The organism is Blastococcus atacamensis (assembly GCF_002938425.1).
In the GTDB taxonomy this organism is placed as follows: Bacteria; Actinomycetota; Actinomycetes; order Mycobacteriales; family Geodermatophilaceae; genus Blastococcus; species Blastococcus atacamensis.
In genome coordinates this window covers 33,995-51,369 of record NZ_POQU01000011.1, presented here as the reverse complement: position 1 = coordinate 51,369, position 17,375 = coordinate 33,995, and the positions used below count along the sequence as shown (strand labels likewise).

Genomic DNA, 17,375 nt, shown 5'->3' with positions numbered 1-17,375 from the left:
GTGTCGGCCCCGCCGTCTAGCCTGGGACCGGCCCCTGCCGCATTCGGCGGCACCGTGCGGCCGTCCGAACCTCAGGAGTAGAGAAGCGTGACCCTGCGCGGCGTGCTCGACGTCGTCCTCACCGACCCCGGCATGGCCCGCGTGGCGGCTGCCGCGGGCAATGCGGAGCTCGCCGTCACGGCGCCCCCGGCCGTACAGCCGCTCGTCGCCGCGGTCCTGGCCGCCGCCGGCGGGGGCGACGGCGTGCCGGTCCTCCTGGTCACCGCCGGCGAGCGCGACGCCGACGCGGCCGCGGACCTGCTGCGCTGCTTCCTCCCGCAGCGGCGGATCGAAACCTTCCCCGCGTGGGAGACCCTTCCGCACGAGCGGCTCAGCCCCCGGGCCGACACCGTCGGCCGCCGGCTGGCCGTGCTGCGCGACCTCACCCACCCGGGTGCCAACGGCACGGTCGACGTCCTCGTCGCCCCCGTGCGCAGCGTGCTGCAGCCGCTCGCTCCGGGGCTCGGCGACCTGGTGCCGGTCGAGCTGCGGCCGGGGGACTCCGCCGACCTGGAGACGGTCGCCCGAGCGCTGTCCGACGCCGCCTACACCCGCGTGGAGCTGGTGGAGAAGCGCGGCGAGTTCGCCGTCCGCGGCGGTCTGCTCGACGTCTTCCCGCCCACCGAGCCGCACCCGGTCCGGGTGGAGTTCTGGGGCGACGAGGTCGACGAGCTCCGGTACTTCTCCGCCGCCGACCAGCGGTCCCTCGACGAGCGGCCGGAGCGGCTGTGGGCCCCGCCGTGCCGCGAGCTGCTGCTCACCGAGGAGGTCCGTGCCCGCGCGGCTGCCCTGGCGGTCGAGCACCCGGGCCTGATCGAGGTGCTCGGCAAGCTGGCCGAGGGCATCGCCGTGGAGGGCATGGAGTCCCTGACGCCCGCGCTGATCGGTGCCGGCGGGGCGGGTGGGGGCAGCTCAGCGGCGATGCAGCTGCTCACCGACCTCGTGCCCGCCGGCACCCACGTGCTGGTCTGCGACCCGGAGCGGGTGCGCAGCCGTGCCGCTGACCTGGTCAGCACCGCCGAGGAGTTCCTCGCCGCGTCCTGGGCGATGGCCGCCGAGGCGGGGGAGGCCCCGCTGGACCTGGGGGCGTCGTCCTTCCGCGACCTCGCCGATGTCGAGTCCGCCGCCCGCAGCCGCGGCCTGCCCTGGTGGACCACCGGGTCGTTCACGCTCCAGGCGGTCGACGACGACCGGCAGGTCACCCTCGACGCGACCGTCGTCGACCGCTTCGCCGGTGACGTCGGCACGGCGATCGAGCAGCAGCGCGCCTGGCACCGCGACGGCTGGCGGGTCGTCGTCACCTTCGCCGGTCCCGGTCCCGCGCAGCGGGCCGCCGACCAGTTCGGCCAGGCCGAGCTCGGTGTCCGGCTGGTGCCCGACCTCGACCGGGCGCCGGACGCGGGGCTCACCCACGTGACCCAGGGCAACATCGAGACGGGCTTCGCCTTCCCCGGCATCGGCCTGGCGCTGGTGACCGAGCACGACCTCACGGGCCAGCGCGGCACCTCGATGCGCGACGCCACGAAGATGCCCGCCCGCCGGCGCAACGCCGTCGACCTGGTCCAGCTGCAGCCGGGCGACCTCGTCGTCCACGAGCAGCACGGCATCGGCCGTTACATCGAGATGATCAGCCGCACCGTCAACGGCGGGCAGCGCGACTACCTGATCGTGGAGTACGCGGCGTCGCGGCGGAACCAGCCGCCGGACCGGCTGTTCGTCCCCACCGACTCCCTCGACCAGCTCACCCGGTACGTGGGCGGTGAGGCCCCGGCGCTGTCCAAGCTCGGCGGTGCGGACTGGAAGAACACCAAGAGCAAGGCCCGCAAGGCGGTCAAGCAGATCGCCGGCGAGCTGATCCGGCTCTACTCCGCCCGCATGGCGACGAAGGGTCACGCCTTCGGCCCGGACACCGTCTGGCAGCGCGAGCTGGAGGACGCCTTCCCCTTCCAGGAGACCCCCGACCAGCTCGCCGCCATCGACGAGGTCAAGGCCGACATGCAGCAGACGGTCCCGATGGACCGGATCATCTGCGGCGACGTCGGTTACGGGAAGACCGAGATCGCCATCCGGGCGGCGTTCAAGGCCGTGCAGGACGGCAAGCAGGTCGCGGTCCTCGTGCCGACGACGCTGCTGGCCAACCAGCACGTCAAGACCTTCTCCGAGCGGGTCGCCCAGTTCCCCGTGACGGTGAAGGTGCTCTCCCGGTTCCAGTCGGACAAGGAGACGACCGAGATCCTCCGCCAGCTGGCCGCCGGCGAGATCGACATCCTGGTCGGCACGCACCGGCTGCTGCAGCCGACGACCCGGTGGAAGGACCTGGGCCTGGTCATCGTCGACGAGGAGCAGCGGTTCGGCGTCGAGCACAAGGAGTACCTGAAGACGATGCGGACGGCCGTCGACGTCCTCTCGATGTCGGCGACCCCGATCCCGCGCACCCTGGAGATGAGCCTCACCGGCATCCGTGAGATGTCGACGATCCTCACCCCGCCCGAGGAGCGGCACCCGGTGCTCACCTACGTGGGCGCCTGGAACGACAAGCAGATGGCCGCGGCGATCCGCCGCGAGCTGCTCCGCGACGGCCAGGTCTTCGTGATCCACAACCGCGTGCAGTCCATCGACAAGGCCGCCGCGAAGATCCGCGCCCTCGTGCCCGAGGCCCGGGTGGCCGTGGGCCACGGCCAGATGAGCGAGGCCGAGCTGGAGAAGGTGATGGTCGGCTTCTGGGAGAAGGAGTACGACGTGCTGGTCGCGACCACGATCGTCGAGTCCGGCCTGGACATCCCGAACGCCAACACCCTCATCGTCGACCGCGCCGACACCTTCGGCCTCTCCCAGCTGCACCAGATCCGCGGTCGCGTCGGTCGCGGGCGGGAACGCGCGTACGCCTACTTCACCTACGACCCGTCGCGCACGCTCACCGAGACCTCGGTGGACCGGCTCACCACGATCGCCAACAACACCGACCTCGGCGCCGGCATGGCCGTGGCGATGAAAGACCTGGAGATCCGCGGCTCGGGCAACCTGCTCGGCGGCGAGCAGTCCGGGCACATCGCCGGCGTCGGCTTCGACCTGTACGTGCGGCTGGTCGGCGAGGCCGTGGCCGACTACCGCGCCCAGGTCACCGGCGAGGAGGCCCCCGCCGAGCCGGTCGAGGTCCGGGTCGACCTGCCGGTGGACGCGCACCTGCCGCACGACTACGTGCCCGGCGAGCGCCTTCGGATGGAGGCCTACCGGAAGGTGGCCGCCATCTCCGACGAGGAGCAGGCGCACGCGGTGCTCGACGAGCTCACCGACCGGTACGGCGCTCCGCCGGCGCCGGTGCTCAACCTGCTCGCCGTCGCCCGGTTCCGGGTCGCCATGCGGGCGCTGGGCATCACCGAGGTGTCGCTGCAGGGCCGGGCGATCCGGGTCGGCCCGGTGGCGCTGCCGGAGTCCAAGCAGATGCGGCTGGCCCGCCTGGCCGAGGGGGCCTCCTACAAGGCCGCGGTGGAGACGATCGTGCTCAAGATGCCGGTCGGTCCCGACCGCCGCACCCCGCTGCGCGACGTCGCCCTGCTGGACCACCTGCACTCGGTGCTGACCGCGGTCCTCGACGTCCCGGTCGCCGCCGCCTCCTGACGAAGGACCCCGTCCCTCTTCCCGCTCGCACGCTCTCGGCGAGCCTCCGGACGGGGCCGGACCGGGGCGGCTGCGGCGCGGGTCACACGAGGTGTGGGAGTCTCCCCGCGTGCTGACGCGTCGAGCTCCCCGCGCACGGGCCGCCGTCCTGCTGGTGGCCGCTGCCCTGCCGATCCTCGCCGGCTGCCGATCCGCGCCCGACGTCGCTGCGTACGTCGGCGACGAGCAGGTCACGGTGGCCGAGCTGGACGCCGCTGTCCGCGAGCGGCTCGCGGAGGGCGGCGTCGCCGCCTTCGCCGAGGGCCGGGAGGACGACTTCACCCGGCGGGTGCTGGACACCCTGGTCGACTCCGAGGTCTACGCCGCGGCGGCCGAGCGCTACGACGTGCGCATCGACGAGGACGACGTCTCCCGGCGGATCGGCCAGCTGCTGGGCACCGACGACCCCGACGCGGCCTACCGGGCGGTCGCCGAGCAGCAGGGCCTGAGCCGGGCCGACGTGCGCGAGACCGTGCGCCAGCAACTGCTGCGGCGGGAGCTGGCCGACCGCGAGGGCGAGGCCGGACCGCTGGCGGAGGAGGCCCTGCGGGCGCGGTACGAGCAGGTCCGGCCCGAGCTCACGACCCTCGAGTTCGGCTACGTGACGGTGCCCGACCAGCCCACGGCGACCGCACTGCTCGCCGAGCTCACCGGTGCGCCCGGCCGGTACGCCGAGGTCGCCGCCCGGTACCCCGGGCAGTACACGCTCCCCGAGCTGCGGTCCCAGCGGATCCAGGAGATCCCGCCGCTGCTGGCCGACCAGCTGCAGCTCACGCCGCCCGGCTCCGGGTTCACGCTGCCGGTCCCCGAGGTCGGCGGCGTGGTCGTGGGCTTCCTCGTCTCCTCGACCGTCCCGACGTTCGAGGACACCCGGGTGCGGCTGGAGGAGGAGGCCGCCGGTCCGGTCGACGCCGCGGGTGCCGAGCAGGTCGACGAGGTGCGCGAGGACCTCGACGTGCGGGTGAACCCGCGGTACGGCGTCCTCGAGGAGGGCCGGCTGGTCGTGGGCGAGGGCGGCGTGGTCGACCTGCTCGACGACGCGGCCGCCGACGCCCCGGAGGGCGGCGCGGCAGACTGACCGGGTGCCCGTAGCGCTCGCCGTTCCCGTCAGCCCCCGACTCCCCGGCCTGCTGGGCCCCGCCGGCTGGCGGGCGGTCTCCTCCGGAGCGCCGCTCGCGGCACTGCCCGGCGCAGCCGCGACCGCCGAGGTGCTGCGCGCCGACGGCCTCGAGGTCGTCGACGTCGCCGACGCGGCCGCGGCGGGGGCGCTGCCCGGGGAGGTGGTGCTGCTGGTCGCGGCCGGGGACGACGTGGCCGCGCCCGCGGTGGAGGGCACGCCCGAGCCCGCCGGTGCCCGGCTGCTGGACGTCGTCGCCGTCATGGACCGGCTGCGCTCGCCCGGAGGCTGTCCCTGGGACGCCGAGCAGACGCACGCCTCGCTGCGCGGCTATCTGCTGGAGGAGGCGCACGAGGCCTACGACGCGATCGTCGACGACGACGCCGTCGGCATGCGCGAGGAGCTGGGCGACGTGCTGCTGCAGGTCGTCTTCCACGCGCGCGTCGCCGCCGAGGCCAGCCCCGACCGCCGCTTCGACGTCGACGACGTCGCCGGCGACCTCGTCGACAAGCTGGTCCGCCGGCACCCGCACGTGTTCGGGGACGCAGGCCCTCGCGATGTCGCGCAGGTCGAGGCCGGCTGGGAGGAGATCAAGAAGGCGGAGAAGCAGCGCAGCTCGCCGACCGAGGGGGTCTCCCGGTCGCAGCCGGCCGCCTCCTGGGGTGCGGCGCTGGTGCGGCGGGCCGGGCGTGCCGGGCTCGCGACACCCGCGCCGGCGGAGGTCTCCGCGGGCAGTCCCGAGGAGCTGGGGGAGCGGCTGCTCGCCGTCGTCGCCGCTGCTGAGGGCCGCGGTTGGGACGTCGAGGACGCGCTGCGGGAGGCCGTGCGCCGCTACGCAGGGGAACTGGACGCGCAGGCGGCGGCCCGGTCGCACTAGGGGGACTTCGTACGGTGGGTCCGCGCCGGCGACCCCTCCCGACCGGCGCCGTGCCATCGAGAGGAGTGATTCCCTGGTGTCGGACACCGCCCGCCCGCCCGTGAACCTGGCCGTCGCCGACGTCGAGGTCGCCATGCCGGCGGAGACCTGGCAGGTGCTCCTCGTGCTCGCCGGCGCCGTCGCCGTCGCCTGGCTGGTCGGGCTGCTGATCGGCGCCGTGACCGGCCGGCTGGCTCGGCGGTCGCCGGTGCTGGCCGGCCTCTCCCGGCGCGGCCGGACGCCGCTGCGGCTGCTGCTGGTCACCGCCGCCGTCATCACCGTCCTGCAGGCCGCTACGGAGGTAGGGGAGTGGCGTGGACCGGTCGTGCACGCGCTCGCGCTCGGTCTCATCGCCGCGATCGGCTGGCTGGTCGCCGCGGTGGTCTACGTGGCGGCGGACCTCACCCGGGCGCGGTACGACGTGGACGTCGTGGACAACCGGCACGCCCGCCGGGTCCGCACGCAGATCTCGCTGCTGCGGAGGCTGGGCGTCGTCCTCGTCGGTGTCCTGACGGTCGCCGCCATGCTCCTCACCTTTCCGGCCGCCCGGGCCGCCGGGGCCGGCATCCTGGCCAGCGCGGGCGTCATCTCGATCGTCGCCGGCCTGGCGGCGCAGACCTCGCTGGCCAACGTCTTCGCCGGGCTGCAACTGGCGTTCACCGACGCCATCCGGGTCGACGACGTCGTGGTCGTCGAGGAGGAGTGGGGCCGGATCGAGGAGATCACGCTGACCTACGTCGTCGTCCACGTCTGGGACGACCGGCGGCTGATCCTGCCCTCCACGTACTTCACGACGACCCCGTTCGCCAACTGGACGCGCACCGCATCAGCCCTCCTCGGCACCGTCGAACTCGACGTCGACTGGAACGTGCCGGTGGAGCAGGTGCGCGGTGAGCTCGCCCGGCTCCTGGCCGGCTCGCAGCTGTGGGACGGGCGCACCGGGGTGCTCCAGGTGACCGACGCCGTCGGCTCCGTGGTGCGCCTGCGTGCGCTGGTCAGCGCCGGGGACGCCGGGTCGCTGTGGGACCTGCGGTGCGAGGTGCGCGAAGGGCTGGTCCGCTGGCTGCGTCAGCAGGCCACGGCTCTGCCGCGCGTGCGCCTGGAGCGCGCGGTGCCGGTACCCGCGCCCGAGCCGGCCGGAGCGCCGGGACCTGCGGACGAGCCGGCCGGAGTGCCGGAATCCGCCGAGAACACGACGGTCTTCTCCGGCAGCGCTGAGGGGAAGGAGCGCTCCCAGACGTTCGCCGGACCCGGCGGGCACGAGGAAGCCGATCGCCACCGTTCCGGCGACGCTCCGCACTGAGACGGGCGAGTCGACGTCATCCACACGTCGATGACAGCGGTGGTGCGACCGGCGTCTCGACGGTAGGATCGAACACACGTTCGATGGTGCGGTCCTCGACGACGGGGACGTCAGGTCCCGGGTCGAGGGTGCCCTGGCCGGTGTGCTGACTCGCCGCACGCGGTTGGTGATCGAACTGATCCACCCGCTCCCGGAGGTGTGGGAATGGGCTGCCGGTCAGTCCGCTTCGGGTCCGCACGGCGGGGACGACGCCGCGGCCGAAGAGGCGGGGCCGACGGATCTGCGGCGGTTGCTGGAGGTCGGCGCCGACCACCTGGAGCGGGCCGCCGAGGCGTCACGGCAGATCGCCCGGCTGTCTGCTGTGGTCGCGACCTCCCTGGCCGCCTTCGCCGGGTGCCGCCCGTCCTCGGTGCTGGACCGGCAACCCGGCGAGCGGGGGGCCATGTCGGCGGCCACCCGGGCCGCCCGGCCGGCCGTCCTGTCGGAGGTGAGCGAGTGGGCGGTCGACGAGGTGGCGCCCACGCTGGGGATCACCTCGGCGGCCGCAGGTGCTCAGCTGTCTGATTCGCTGGTGCTGGCGGATCGGTTGCCGGGAACCCTCGCCCTGCTGGCCCGCGGTGAGCTGAGCCCGGCTCATGCGCGGCAGATGGTGAACGTCGTGGGGCCGGTCGAGGACGATGCGCTGCGCGCCGAGATCGAGGCGCACGTGCTTGGCCTGCGCGGTCGCAAGACGCCCCCTCAGCTGGGCGACTGCGCGCGGCGGATCGTGCTCCGCAAGGACGCTGATGCCGCCGCGCGCAAGCTGGTGGCCGCGGTCCGGGAGCGGGGCGTGCGGTTGCACGACCGCCGCGACGGCACGGCGACGATCTCCTTGGACCTGCCGTTGCCGGCCGCGGCGGCCATCTACCGAGCGCTGGAGGAGTACGCGGAGGCGGCCCGGGTCGAGGGGGACGAGCGGACCAAGCAGCAACGCATGGCCGACTGCGTCCAAGAGCTGATCCTGCGGCGGGGCGAGCACGGGATGCCGCCGGTCACCGTCGCGCTCACCCTCGTGGCCACGCTGGAGACGATGCTGGGTGGGGCCGAGCCGGGGCAGGTCGAGGGCATGCTGGTGTCGGCCGCGATGGTTCGCGAGCTCGCGTACACGCTCGGCCTGCTACCCCGCCCCGCGCCCGATGTCGCGGAGGTGCCCGACCCCGCGCCCGATGTCGCGGAGCTGCCCGACCCCGCGCCCGATGTCGCGGAGCTGCCCGACCCCGCGCCCGGTGTCGCGGAGCTGCCCGACCGAGACCTCGAGCCGCCCCATGCGCTCCGATCCCCGTCAGCACTCACGCCCACGCCCGTGGAGGACCGCACGCTGAGTGAGTGGCTCGCGCTGGCCCGGGCGCGGGACGAGGCCGCGGCGGGGGAGGCGCTGACCGGTGCGAAGCAGGCGGTCCTCGACGGCACCTGGACCGACGGCGAGCAGCGCGCACTCCTGGACGTGGGAGCGCTGATCGGCGTGCGCGACGTCGACGGGACGGGTCTCGCGCACCGGCCGCAGATCGCCGTCGTGGACAAGCTGCGGGGAAGTCTGGTCGCGCTGACCGACGCTGCGGGCATCCGCTGCGGATCGGCCCTTGGCCCGCCCTCACCGAGTGACGGGTACACCCCGGGGGCGGCTCTGGATCGCTTCGTCCGACTGCGCGACCGGCGCTGCCGTTTCCCGGGTTGCCGCGCCCGTGCGCGCACCTGTGACCTCGACCATCGGCGCGAATGGCCCCACGGGACGACCTCGCACGAGAACCTCTGCTGCCTGTGCGAACACCATCACCGGCTCAGGCACCAGGCGCCGGGCTGGCGCTTCGACGAGGGCGAACAGGGTGCTCTGGCGGTCACCATGCCCAGCGGGCAGGTGCTGGTCGGCCACGTGCCCCGCTTCGGCAGCGACCTCGACCTCCCGCCCTTCTGACGTCCCTGACGCCGCCTCCGGGGCAGGCGACGGGGTCTCCAGGGGAGCGAAGCGCGTGGAGCGGGTCAGGGCACGGGGTCACGCCGTCGCGCGTTGGACGCCCGGTGGTGCGCTGGTGACGAGCGGGACTGGCCGGCGTGGTTACGCTGTCCGGCGTGCCGAGCATCGATGCCGTAGGCGCGCGGGAGATCCTGGACTCGCGCGGAAACCCCACCGTTGAGGTCGAGGTCGCCCTCGACGACGGGACCATCGCCCGGGCCGCCGTGCCCAGCGGGGCCTCGACGGGCGCCTTCGAGGCGGTCGAGCTGCGGGACGGAGGTGAGCGCTACGGCGGCAAGGGCGTGACCAAGGCCGTCGACGGCGTCCTCGACGTCATCGGCCCCGAGCTCGTCGGCTACGAGGCCACCGAACAGCGGCTGGTCGACCAGCGGCTGATCGACCTCGACGGCACGCCGGACAAGTCGCGCCTGGGCGCCAACGCCATCCTCGGCGTCAGCCTCGCCGTGGCCCGCGCCGCCGCGGACTCCACCGGCCTGCCGCTGTTCCGCTACGTCGGCGGCCCCTCGGCCCACCTGCTGCCGGTGCCGATGATGAACATCCTCAACGGTGGTGCCCACGCCGACAGCAACGTGGACATCCAGGAGTTCATGATCGCCCCGATCGGCGCCGCGACCTTCGCCGAGGCGCTGGCCATGGGCACCGAGACCTACCACGCCCTCAAGTCGGTCCTGAAGGGCCGCGGGCTGGCGACCGGCCTGGGTGACGAGGGCGGTTTCGCACCCTCGCTGCCGAGCAACCGCGACGCCCTGGACCTGATCGCCGAGGCCGTCGAGAAGACCGGCTACGCGCTCGGCACGGACATCGCCTTCGCGCTGGACGTCGCCGCCACCGAGTTCCACGGCGACGGCGGCTACGACTTCGAGGGCCAGACCCGCTCGGCCGAGTACCTCACCGACTACTACGCCGAGCTGGTCTCCTCCTTCCCGATCGTCTCGATCGAGGACCCGCTGTCGGAGGAGGACTGGGAGGGCTGGGTGGCCCTCACCGAGACCCTCGGCGACAAGGTGCAGATCGTCGGTGACGACCTCTTCGTCACCAACCCGGCCCGGCTGGCCGACGGCATCGCGCAGGGTGCGGCCAACGCCCTGCTGGTGAAGGTCAACCAGATCGGCACGCTCACCGAGACCCTCGACGCGGTCAACCTGGCCCACCGCAGCGGCTACCGCAGCATGATGAGCCACCGCTCGGGCGAGACCGAGGACACCACGATCGCCGATCTCGCCGTCGCCACCGACTGCGGGCAGATCAAGACCGGCGCGCCCGCCCGCAGCGAGCGCGTCGCCAAGTACAACCAGCTGCTGCGCATCGAGGAGGAGCTCGACGACGCCGCCCGCTACGCCGGGGCGTCGGCCTTTCCTCGGCTGAAGGGCTGAACGGGAGCGGATGAGCAGCGTTCGGGGGCGGCGGGGCGGCTCCGCGGCCGACGGACACCGCGGCAGCGGCCGGGTGTCCCGGGCGACCGGCCGGGTGCCGCGGGTGCACTCCACCCGGCCGGTGCACACCGGGCTGCGGTCGGGTGCCTCCAGCCGTCCTGGCCAGCGGCGCACCGACCGCCGCCCCGAACTCCGGTCCTCCGGGACCTCGGCGCGGCGCCGGCCGCTGGTCACCGGCCGGGCCGTGCTGCTGGTCGGGCTCGTCCTGCTGCTGGCTCTCACGCTGGCCGGCCCGATCCGGCAGTACCTGGCCGGTCGGGCCGAGCTGGCCCGGCTGGCCGCGGAGGGCGAGGCGCTGGACCAGCGTGCCGCCGACCTGCGGGAGCAGCTGGACCGGCAGTCCGACCCGGCCTACGTGGAGCGGCAGGCGCGGGAGCGGCTGGCCTACGTGCTGCCCGGTGACCGGCTGGTGATCGTCGTCGACGGCGAGGCCGTCGAGGGTGACGCCGGCACCCTCGCCGAGGCGACCGAGGAGCCCGAACCGCTGTCCTGGTACGAGGGCCTGATGGAGTCGGTGGCCTCCGCCGACGGGTGAAGGACCCCGTCACCCCCCACCGCTCGCACCCTCGCGGCGGGGCCCTGCGACGGGGCCGGTTCCAGCACGTCGCTGCGGGCCGTTCCAGCACCTCACCTGGGGCCGGTTCCCGCGCGTTCCCCGGCCTGCCCCAGACTGGTGGCGTGAGCTCTTCCCCTGTTCCCGCCGAGGACCGGGAGGTCGTCGAGCGCCAGCTCGGCCGCGCCCCGCGCGCCCTGACCGCTGTGGCGCACCGCTGTCCGTGCGGGCAGCCCGACGTCGTCGAGACCGCGCCGCGGCTGGAGGACGGCACCCCGTTCCCGACCCTGTACTACCTGACCTGCCCCCGGGCGTCGGCCGCCGCCAGCCGGCTGGAGTCGGCGGGACGCATGCGGGAGTGGCAGGAGGAGCTCGGCACGAACCCCGAGCTCGCCCACGGCTACCGCGCGGCGCACGAGACCTACCTGGCCACCCGCGACGCCAAGGACGTCCTGCCCACCCGCGCCACCGCCGGGGGGATGCCGGACCGGGTCAAGTGCCTGCACGCGCTGGCCGGGCACGCCCTGGCGGCCGGCCCCGGCGTGAACCCGATCGGCGACCGCGCGGTCGAGGAGATGGGGGAGTGGTGGGCCAAGGGCCCCTGCGCGCTCCCGGACGGCGGCACGGACGACGGGGCGGACGAGTGACCCGCGTCGCGGCCATCGACTGCGGCACCAACTCCATCCGCCTGCTGGTCGCCGACGTGCCGGCCGAGGGCGGGCACACCGATCTGCTGCGCCGCATGGAGGTCGTACGCCTGGGCCAGGGCGTCGACGCCACCGGCCGGCTCGCCCCCGAGGCCATCGAGCGCACCCGCCTCGTGCTCGCCGAGTACGCCACGGCGGCCCGCGAGCTCGGGGCCGACGCCGTCCGGATGGTGGCCACCAGCGCGACCCGGGACGCCGCCAACCGCGCCGACTTCGAGGGCATGGTGCGCGCGACCCTGGGTCGCGCGCCCGACGTCGTCACCGGGCGGGAGGAGGCGGAATTGTCCTTCCTCGGTGCCACCGGTTCGATCGCGGCCGCCGCGGCCGCCCACGGGCTGGACGCCCCGCCGGCGCCGTGGCTGGTCGTCGACATCGGTGGCGGCTCCACCGAGTTCGTGCTGGGCGACGCCGACGGCGTGACGGCGGCCCGCTCGGTCGACATCGGCTGCGTGCGGCTGACCGAACGGCACCTGCGCGACGACCCGCCGACGGCCGAGCAGATTGCGCTGACCGAGCGCGACGTCCGGGCGGCCCTGGCCGAGGTGACCGCCGAGGTGCCGGTGGGCACGGCGGTGAGCCTGGTCGGGCTGGCCGGCTCGGTCACCACGGTGGCGGCTCTGGCGCTCGGCCTGCCCGGCTACGACTCCGAGGCCATCCACGGGTCGCGGATCCCCGTGGACGACGTCCGCCGGGTCTCCGCCGACCTGCTGGCCGCCACCCGGGAGCGCCGGGCCGCCGAGCCGGTCATGCACCCCGGGCGGGTCGACGTCATCGGCTCCGGCGCCTTGATCCTGCGGGTGCTCATGGACGAGTTCGGGTCGGCCGAGGTGACGGTCAGCGAGCACGACATCCTCGACGGCATCGCCCTGCGGCTGGCCCGCTGAAGGAGGACCCCGGTGCCCCCCACGACTCGCAGGCTCGCCGCGGGCCCCTCCACCGGGGCCGTTCCATGACCTCCCGGGACGCCGGGGGTTTCCCGGCCACCCGCAGCCCCGCCGGCGTCGTGCGCTCCGCCCGGAGCACCCCGGACCTGACCGTCCTCGACGCGCGGATCTCCGGCTGCTACGCCTGCCCACGGCTCGTCGCCTGGCGCGAGGAGGTGGCCCAGGTGAAGCGGGCCTCGTTCCGGGACCAGGACTACTGGGGCCGGCCGGTGCCGGGGCTGGGCCCCGCCGACGCCCGGATCGCCGTCGTCGGGCTCGCGCCCGCCGCGCACGGCGGGAACCGGACCGGTCGTGTGTTCACCGGTGACCGCAGCGGGGACTGGATTTTCGCCGCGCTCTGGCGGGCGGGACTGGCCAACCAGCCGACCTCGACCTCCATCGGCGACGGCCTGGAGCTCACCGACGTGCGGGTCGCCGCCGCGGTGCGCTGCGCGCCACCGGCGAACGCGCCGACACCGGAGGAGCGGGACACCTGCTCTCCCTGGCTGGCCCGCGAACTGGAGTTGCTGCCCCGGCTGCGCGTGGTCGTCGTGCTGGGTGGCTTCGGCTGGACGGCGCTGTGGCCGGTGCTCGCCGCGGCGGGCTATGCGCTGCCCCGTCCGCGACCGGCCTTCGGGCACGGGGTGGAGGTGGCGCTGGAGGGCCCGCGCGGACCGCTGACCCTGCTGGGCAGCTATCACGTCAGCCAGCAGAACACCTTCACCGGCCGGCTCACCGAACCGATGCTCGACGCCGTCCTCGGCCGGGCGACGGAGCTCGCGCGCGCAGCCGGCTGATCAGCTCGCCGACAGGTGCGCCGCGAGCGCCTCGCCCAGCGCGGTGACGGCGGTCGTGGACTCCCGGACGGAGCCGGCCGAGAGCTGGAAGACGTGCCACATGCCGTCGAACCGGCGCAGGTCCACCGGCACCCCGGCCGCCCGGGCCCGTTCGGCCAGCCGCACCGCCTCGCCGAGGAGGATCTCCTCGCCGCCCACCTGCACCACCAGGGGCGGCAGTCCGGTCAGGTCCGCCGCCAGGGGACTGAGTTCCGGCGAGCGCAGGTCCCGGTCGTGTGCGAAGTCGGCGGCGCAGCGGGCGAGCCACGCCGGCTGCAGCATGGGGTCGACCCGGTCGTCGCGCCGGGCGGCTCCGGACAGGTCCAGCCAGGGTGAGACCAGCGCGAGCGCCGCCGGGAGCGGGCTGCCCTCGTCGCGCAGCCGCAGCGCGGCGGTGAGGGCGAGCCAGCCCCCGGCGGAGTCGCCGGCGAGGACTGTCCGCCCGGGGCGGTCGGTCCGCTCGCGCAGCTCGCGGTAGGCGGCCAGCGCGTCGTCCAGCGCCGCGGGGAAGGGGTGCTCGGGGGCCAGCCGGTAGTCGAGCAGGTGCACCACCGCGCCGGACGTCGCCGCCAGACGGGTGGCCAGTCCGCGGTGGGTGGCTGCCGAGCCGGTGGTGAAGCCGCCTCCGTGCAGGTACAGCACCTCGCCTGTCGTCGGCGTCGCCGCCGGCACCAGGACCTCGGCCGGCCGGCCGCCCAGCCGGCCGGTGCGCACGTCGACCCCCGCGGCGGGCGGGTTCGTGGCGCTCACGATGTCGAGCCAGCGTCGCTGCGCGCCCACGGGCACGCGGGGCCCCAGCACCGGGCGCACGAGGGTGCGGACCGCGGTGCGCACGAGGCGCGCGGGCAGCTGGGGCGGTCGTCTCCTCGGCAACGTGTCCTCCGCAGGGGGGTCGGGGCAGCGAGCCCACCGTAAGGGGAGGAGCGGCTAGCGTTGATCCCGCGCCCTCGTAGCCCAATCGGCAGAGGCAGACCCCTTAAAAGGGTTCGAGTGTCGGTTCGAATCCGACCGGGGGCACCGTAGCCCTGTGAGGAACGGCACCGACCTTTCCGTGCGGTAAACCGACCATATCGGTCGGTCGGTCGTATCGTGGGCTGGTGGCGCGTCCGTTCCGGCAGCAGATCGACGAGGGCATCCTCGATCGGGCCGCCGCGCTGTTCGCCCGCCAGGGGTTCGCCAAGACCTCGGTGCAGGACATCGCCGACGCCGTGGGCCTGTCCAAGGCCGGTCTGCTGCACCACTTCCCGAGCAAGGACGCGCTGCGCGAGGCGGTGGTGGCGCAGGTCGGCACCGTGGCGCAGCGGGTGCTCGACGAGGTCCGGCATCTGCCGTTCGGTGCCGAGCGGGACCGGTTCGCCATCGACGTCGTCGTCGACTCCGCCCTGGCGCACCCCGGGCTCGTGGCCCTGCTGATCGCCCCCGTGACGCGGGCCGACGGCGGTGCCCTCGCGGAGGACGTCTCCCCGGAGATCGCCGTCCTCGAGGCCTTCGGGGTCGATCCGGCCACCACCGCGCCCGAGCGGGTGGTCCGGGTGATCGGGGCCCTCGGCGCCCTCGCCGTCCTCACACTCGCTGCGCAGACCGACGACCAGACCACCGCGTGGCGGGCGCACGTCGCCGCCACCTGCTTCGACGCGCTCGGCCACCGCCGACCCGGCGCCGCTCTTCCCAGCCCCGACCAGGTGGAGGCCTGATCCGCATGGCTCTCGTGTTGTCCCGACTCGGCGCGTTCTCGCACCGGCACCGGCTCGCCGTCGTCCTCGTCTGGCTGGCGGTCCTCGTCGGCGGCGGCGTCGGCGCGGTCACCCTGGCCGGCGAGACGTCCAGCAGCTTCTCCATCCCCGGGCAGGAGTCCACCGTCGCCCTCGACCGCATCGGCGACGAGTTCGGCGCCGGCGGCGAGGGAGCCACCGCGCGCGTGGTCGTCGTGGCCCCGGACGGCCAGACGCTGACCACGCCCGAGGGCGCCGCCACGATCGGCCGGCTCGTCGCGGAACTGGACGAGCTGCCCGGCGTCGTCTCCGCGACCGACCCGCTGGACCCGGCGGCACCGTCGGTCAACCGCGAGCAGACCACCGCGTTCAGCACGGTCACCTACGAGTCCGCGCCCGGCGAGGTCACCCCTGCCCAACAGGAGGCGCTGCTCGAGGCCGTCGACGGCGCCCGTGACGGCGGGTTCACCGTGGAGGTCGCCGGTGAGGCGACCCAAAAGGCCCCGCACGTCGGCGGCCCGAGCGAGGCGATCGGTGTCGTCATCGCCCTGCTGGTCCTCGCCGTGACCTACGGCGGACTGGTCCTCGCCGGCATGAACCTGCTGACGGCGATCGTCGGCGTCGGCATCGGTGTCCTCGGCGTCACCATCACCACCGGCTTCACCGAGCTGTCCTCGACCACCCCGACCCTGGCCGCGATGCTCGGCCTGGCCGTCGGCATCGACTACGCGCTGTTCATCATCACGCGCCACCGCCAGGAGCTCCGCCAGGGCGCCGACGTCGCGACGGCCCTCTCCACCGCCGTGGGCACCGCCGGCTCCGCCGTGGTGACCGCTGGCCTCACCGTGATCATCGCGCTGGCCGGGCTGTTCGTCGTCGGCATCCCGTTCCTGACCCAGATGGGTGTCGCGGCCGCGGCCACCATCGTCGTCGCCGTCCTCGTCGCGTTGACCCTCGTGCCGGCCGTGCTGGGCTTCCTCGGCCGGCGGGTGCTGCCGCGCAGGCAGCGCGACGCCGCGCCGGGGAGCGCTCCGGCCGGGCGGGGCTTCCTCGCCGGCTGGGCCGCGACGGTCTCCCGCCACCGGTTCGTCAGCCTGCTGCTGAGCATCGTGGTGCTCGGCGTGCTCGCGGTCCCGTTCTTCTCGATGCAGACGACGCTCGTGCAGCAGCCGCCCGCCGACAGCACGCAGGCACGGGCCGAGCAGCTGCTCTCCGACGGCTTCGGCGAAGGCTTCAACGGCCCGCTCGCCGTTCTCTTCGAGGGCGACCGCGCGGCCGAGGTCGCGGCGGGGGTCAGCGGCGCCATCGGCGAGCTGGACGACGTCGTCACGGTCACCCCGCCGACCCCGAACGCCGACGGCACGGCCGCCCTGCTCAGCGTCATCCCGGAGTCCGGCCCGACCGACCCGGCCACCGAGCAGCTGGTCGCGGACCTGCGTGCCGAGCTGGCCGACCTCGACGCCGGTGTCGAGGCCTCGGTCACCGGTGCGACCGCGGTGAGCGTGGACGTCGCGCGCAGCCTGGACGAGGCGCTGCCGGTCTACCTGGGCCTGGTCGTCGGCCTGGCGCTGGTCCTCCTGGTGCTGGTCTTCCGCTCGCTGCTGGTGCCGCTGGTCGGCGTGCTGGGCTTCGTGCTGACCGTCGGCGCCTCGCTCGGGGCAACCGTGGCGGTGTTCCAGTGGGGCTGGCTGGCCGACGTGGTCAACCTGGACACCACCGGCCCGCTGATCAGCCTGACGCCGATCCTGGTGATCGGGATCCTGTTCGGCCTGGCGATGGACTACCAGATCTTCCTGGTGTCGCGGATGCACGAGGCGCACAGCCACGGTGCCGCACCGCTGGACAGCATCCGCACCGGTTTCCGCCAGGCGGCGCCGGTCGTCGTGGCGGCCGCGCTGATCATGTTCTCGGTGTTCGCCGGATTCGTGCCCGCCGGCGAGGCGACGATCAAGTCGATCGCCTTCGCGCTCGCCGCCGGCATCCTCTTCGACGCCTTCGTCGTCCGGATGGTGCTGGTCCCCGCCGCCCTGGCGCTGCTGGGGGAGCGGGCCTGGTGGCTGCCGCGCTGGCTGCGCTGGCTCCCGGTGCTCGACGTCGAGGGGTCGGCGCTGGAGAAGACGCCCTCGGGCCGCCACGCGGCGCCGGACCTGGTCTCCGCCGAGAACTGA

13 protein-coding genes and 1 tRNA gene are annotated in these 17,375 nt (G+C 74.5%); 13 read left to right on the top strand and 1 reads right to left on the bottom strand.

What is annotated here, in order from left to right; translation table 11 throughout:
• The first annotated feature begins 87 nt into the window (after positions 1-87).
• From mfd to C5508_RS04935, 10 genes are all read left to right on the top strand, one after another.
• On the top strand, positions 88-3,657 hold the full coding sequence (mfd, locus tag C5508_RS04980) for a transcription-repair coupling factor (protein ID WP_104523842.1): 3,570 nt from the start codon (positions 88-90) through the stop codon (positions 3,655-3,657).
• A gap of 109 nt (positions 3,658-3,766) precedes the next feature.
• Positions 3,767-4,774, top strand: coding sequence for a SurA N-terminal domain-containing protein (locus C5508_RS04975; RefSeq protein WP_157943993.1), 1,008 nt, complete (start codon positions 3,767-3,769; stop codon positions 4,772-4,774).
• 4 nt (positions 4,775-4,778) lie between these two features.
• A complete protein-coding gene (locus tag C5508_RS04970; protein WP_104523840.1) occupies positions 4,779-5,690 on the top strand; it encodes a MazG family protein in 912 nt (303 codons plus the stop codon).
• A 76-nt stretch (positions 5,691-5,766) separates the two neighbouring features.
• The gene (locus tag C5508_RS04965) at positions 5,767-7,032 is read left to right on the top strand and encodes a mechanosensitive ion channel family protein (RefSeq protein ID WP_232796921.1); all 1,266 of its coding nucleotides are present in this window, start codon (positions 5,767-5,769) and stop codon (positions 7,030-7,032) included.
• A 166-nt stretch (positions 7,033-7,198) separates the two neighbouring features.
• Complete coding sequence (locus tag C5508_RS04960; RefSeq protein WP_157943992.1) at positions 7,199-8,983, top strand: HNH endonuclease signature motif containing protein; 1,785 nt, start codon at positions 7,199-7,201, stop codon at positions 8,981-8,983.
• Positions 8,984-9,138: 155 nt separating this feature from the next.
• Positions 9,139-10,416: a phosphopyruvate hydratase gene (gene eno / locus C5508_RS04955; RefSeq protein WP_104523838.1), complete on the top strand. Its 1,278-nt coding sequence runs from the start codon at positions 9,139-9,141 to the stop codon at positions 10,414-10,416.
• Between the two features lie 10 nt (positions 10,417-10,426).
• A complete protein-coding gene (locus C5508_RS04950; RefSeq protein WP_104523837.1) occupies positions 10,427-11,011 on the top strand; it encodes a septum formation initiator family protein in 585 nt (194 codons plus the stop codon).
• Positions 11,012-11,154: 143 nt separating this feature from the next.
• Positions 11,155-11,676 carry a DUF501 domain-containing protein gene (locus tag C5508_RS04945; protein ID WP_104523836.1) on the top strand — a complete coding sequence of 174 codons (522 nt, stop codon included), beginning with the start codon at positions 11,155-11,157 and terminating at the stop codon, positions 11,674-11,676.
• A complete protein-coding gene (locus C5508_RS04940) occupies positions 11,673-12,620 on the top strand; it encodes a Ppx/GppA phosphatase family protein (protein ID WP_104523835.1) in 948 nt (315 codons plus the stop codon). Before C5508_RS04945 ends, C5508_RS04940 begins: the two co-directional genes overlap by 4 nt.
• A gap of 65 nt (positions 12,621-12,685) precedes the next feature.
• On the top strand, positions 12,686-13,456 hold the full coding sequence (locus tag C5508_RS04935; protein ID WP_104523834.1) for a uracil-DNA glycosylase: 771 nt from the start codon (positions 12,686-12,688) through the stop codon (positions 13,454-13,456).
• Here the strand turns inward: C5508_RS04935 and C5508_RS04930 are convergent, their stop codons facing one another.
• Positions 13,457-14,368, bottom strand: coding sequence for an alpha/beta hydrolase (locus C5508_RS04930; protein WP_198597883.1), 912 nt, complete (start codon positions 14,366-14,368; stop codon positions 13,457-13,459).
• A 70-nt stretch (positions 14,369-14,438) separates the two neighbouring features.
• Between C5508_RS04930 and C5508_RS04925 the strand changes: the two genes are divergently transcribed.
• The 3 genes from C5508_RS04925 to C5508_RS04915 all read left to right on the top strand — a co-directional run bounded on the left by C5508_RS04925 (position 14,439) and on the right by C5508_RS04915 (position 17,375).
• Positions 14,439-14,512, top strand: a tRNA-Leu gene (locus C5508_RS04925).
• A gap of 80 nt (positions 14,513-14,592) precedes the next feature.
• Positions 14,593-15,189 carry a TetR/AcrR family transcriptional regulator gene (locus C5508_RS04920; protein WP_104523833.1) on the top strand — a complete coding sequence of 199 codons (597 nt, stop codon included), beginning with the start codon at positions 14,593-14,595 and terminating at the stop codon, positions 15,187-15,189.
• A 5-nt stretch (positions 15,190-15,194) separates the two neighbouring features.
• The gene (locus C5508_RS04915) at positions 15,195-17,375 is read left to right on the top strand and encodes an MMPL family transporter (RefSeq protein WP_104523832.1); all 2,181 of its coding nucleotides are present in this window, start codon (positions 15,195-15,197) and stop codon (positions 17,373-17,375) included.

Bases quoted from the DNA above. Each gene is read 5' to 3' on its own strand.
- C5508_RS04950 (WP_104523837.1), top strand. From the start codon at position 10,427: ATGAGCAGCGTTCGGGGGCGGCGGGGCGGCTCCGCGGCCGACGGACAC.
- C5508_RS04935 (WP_104523834.1), top strand. From the start codon at position 12,686: ATGACCTCCCGGGACGCCGGGGGTTTCCCGGCCACCCGCAGCCCCGCC.
- C5508_RS04915 (WP_104523832.1), top strand. From the start codon at position 15,195: ATGGCTCTCGTGTTGTCCCGACTCGGCGCGTTCTCGCACCGGCACCGG.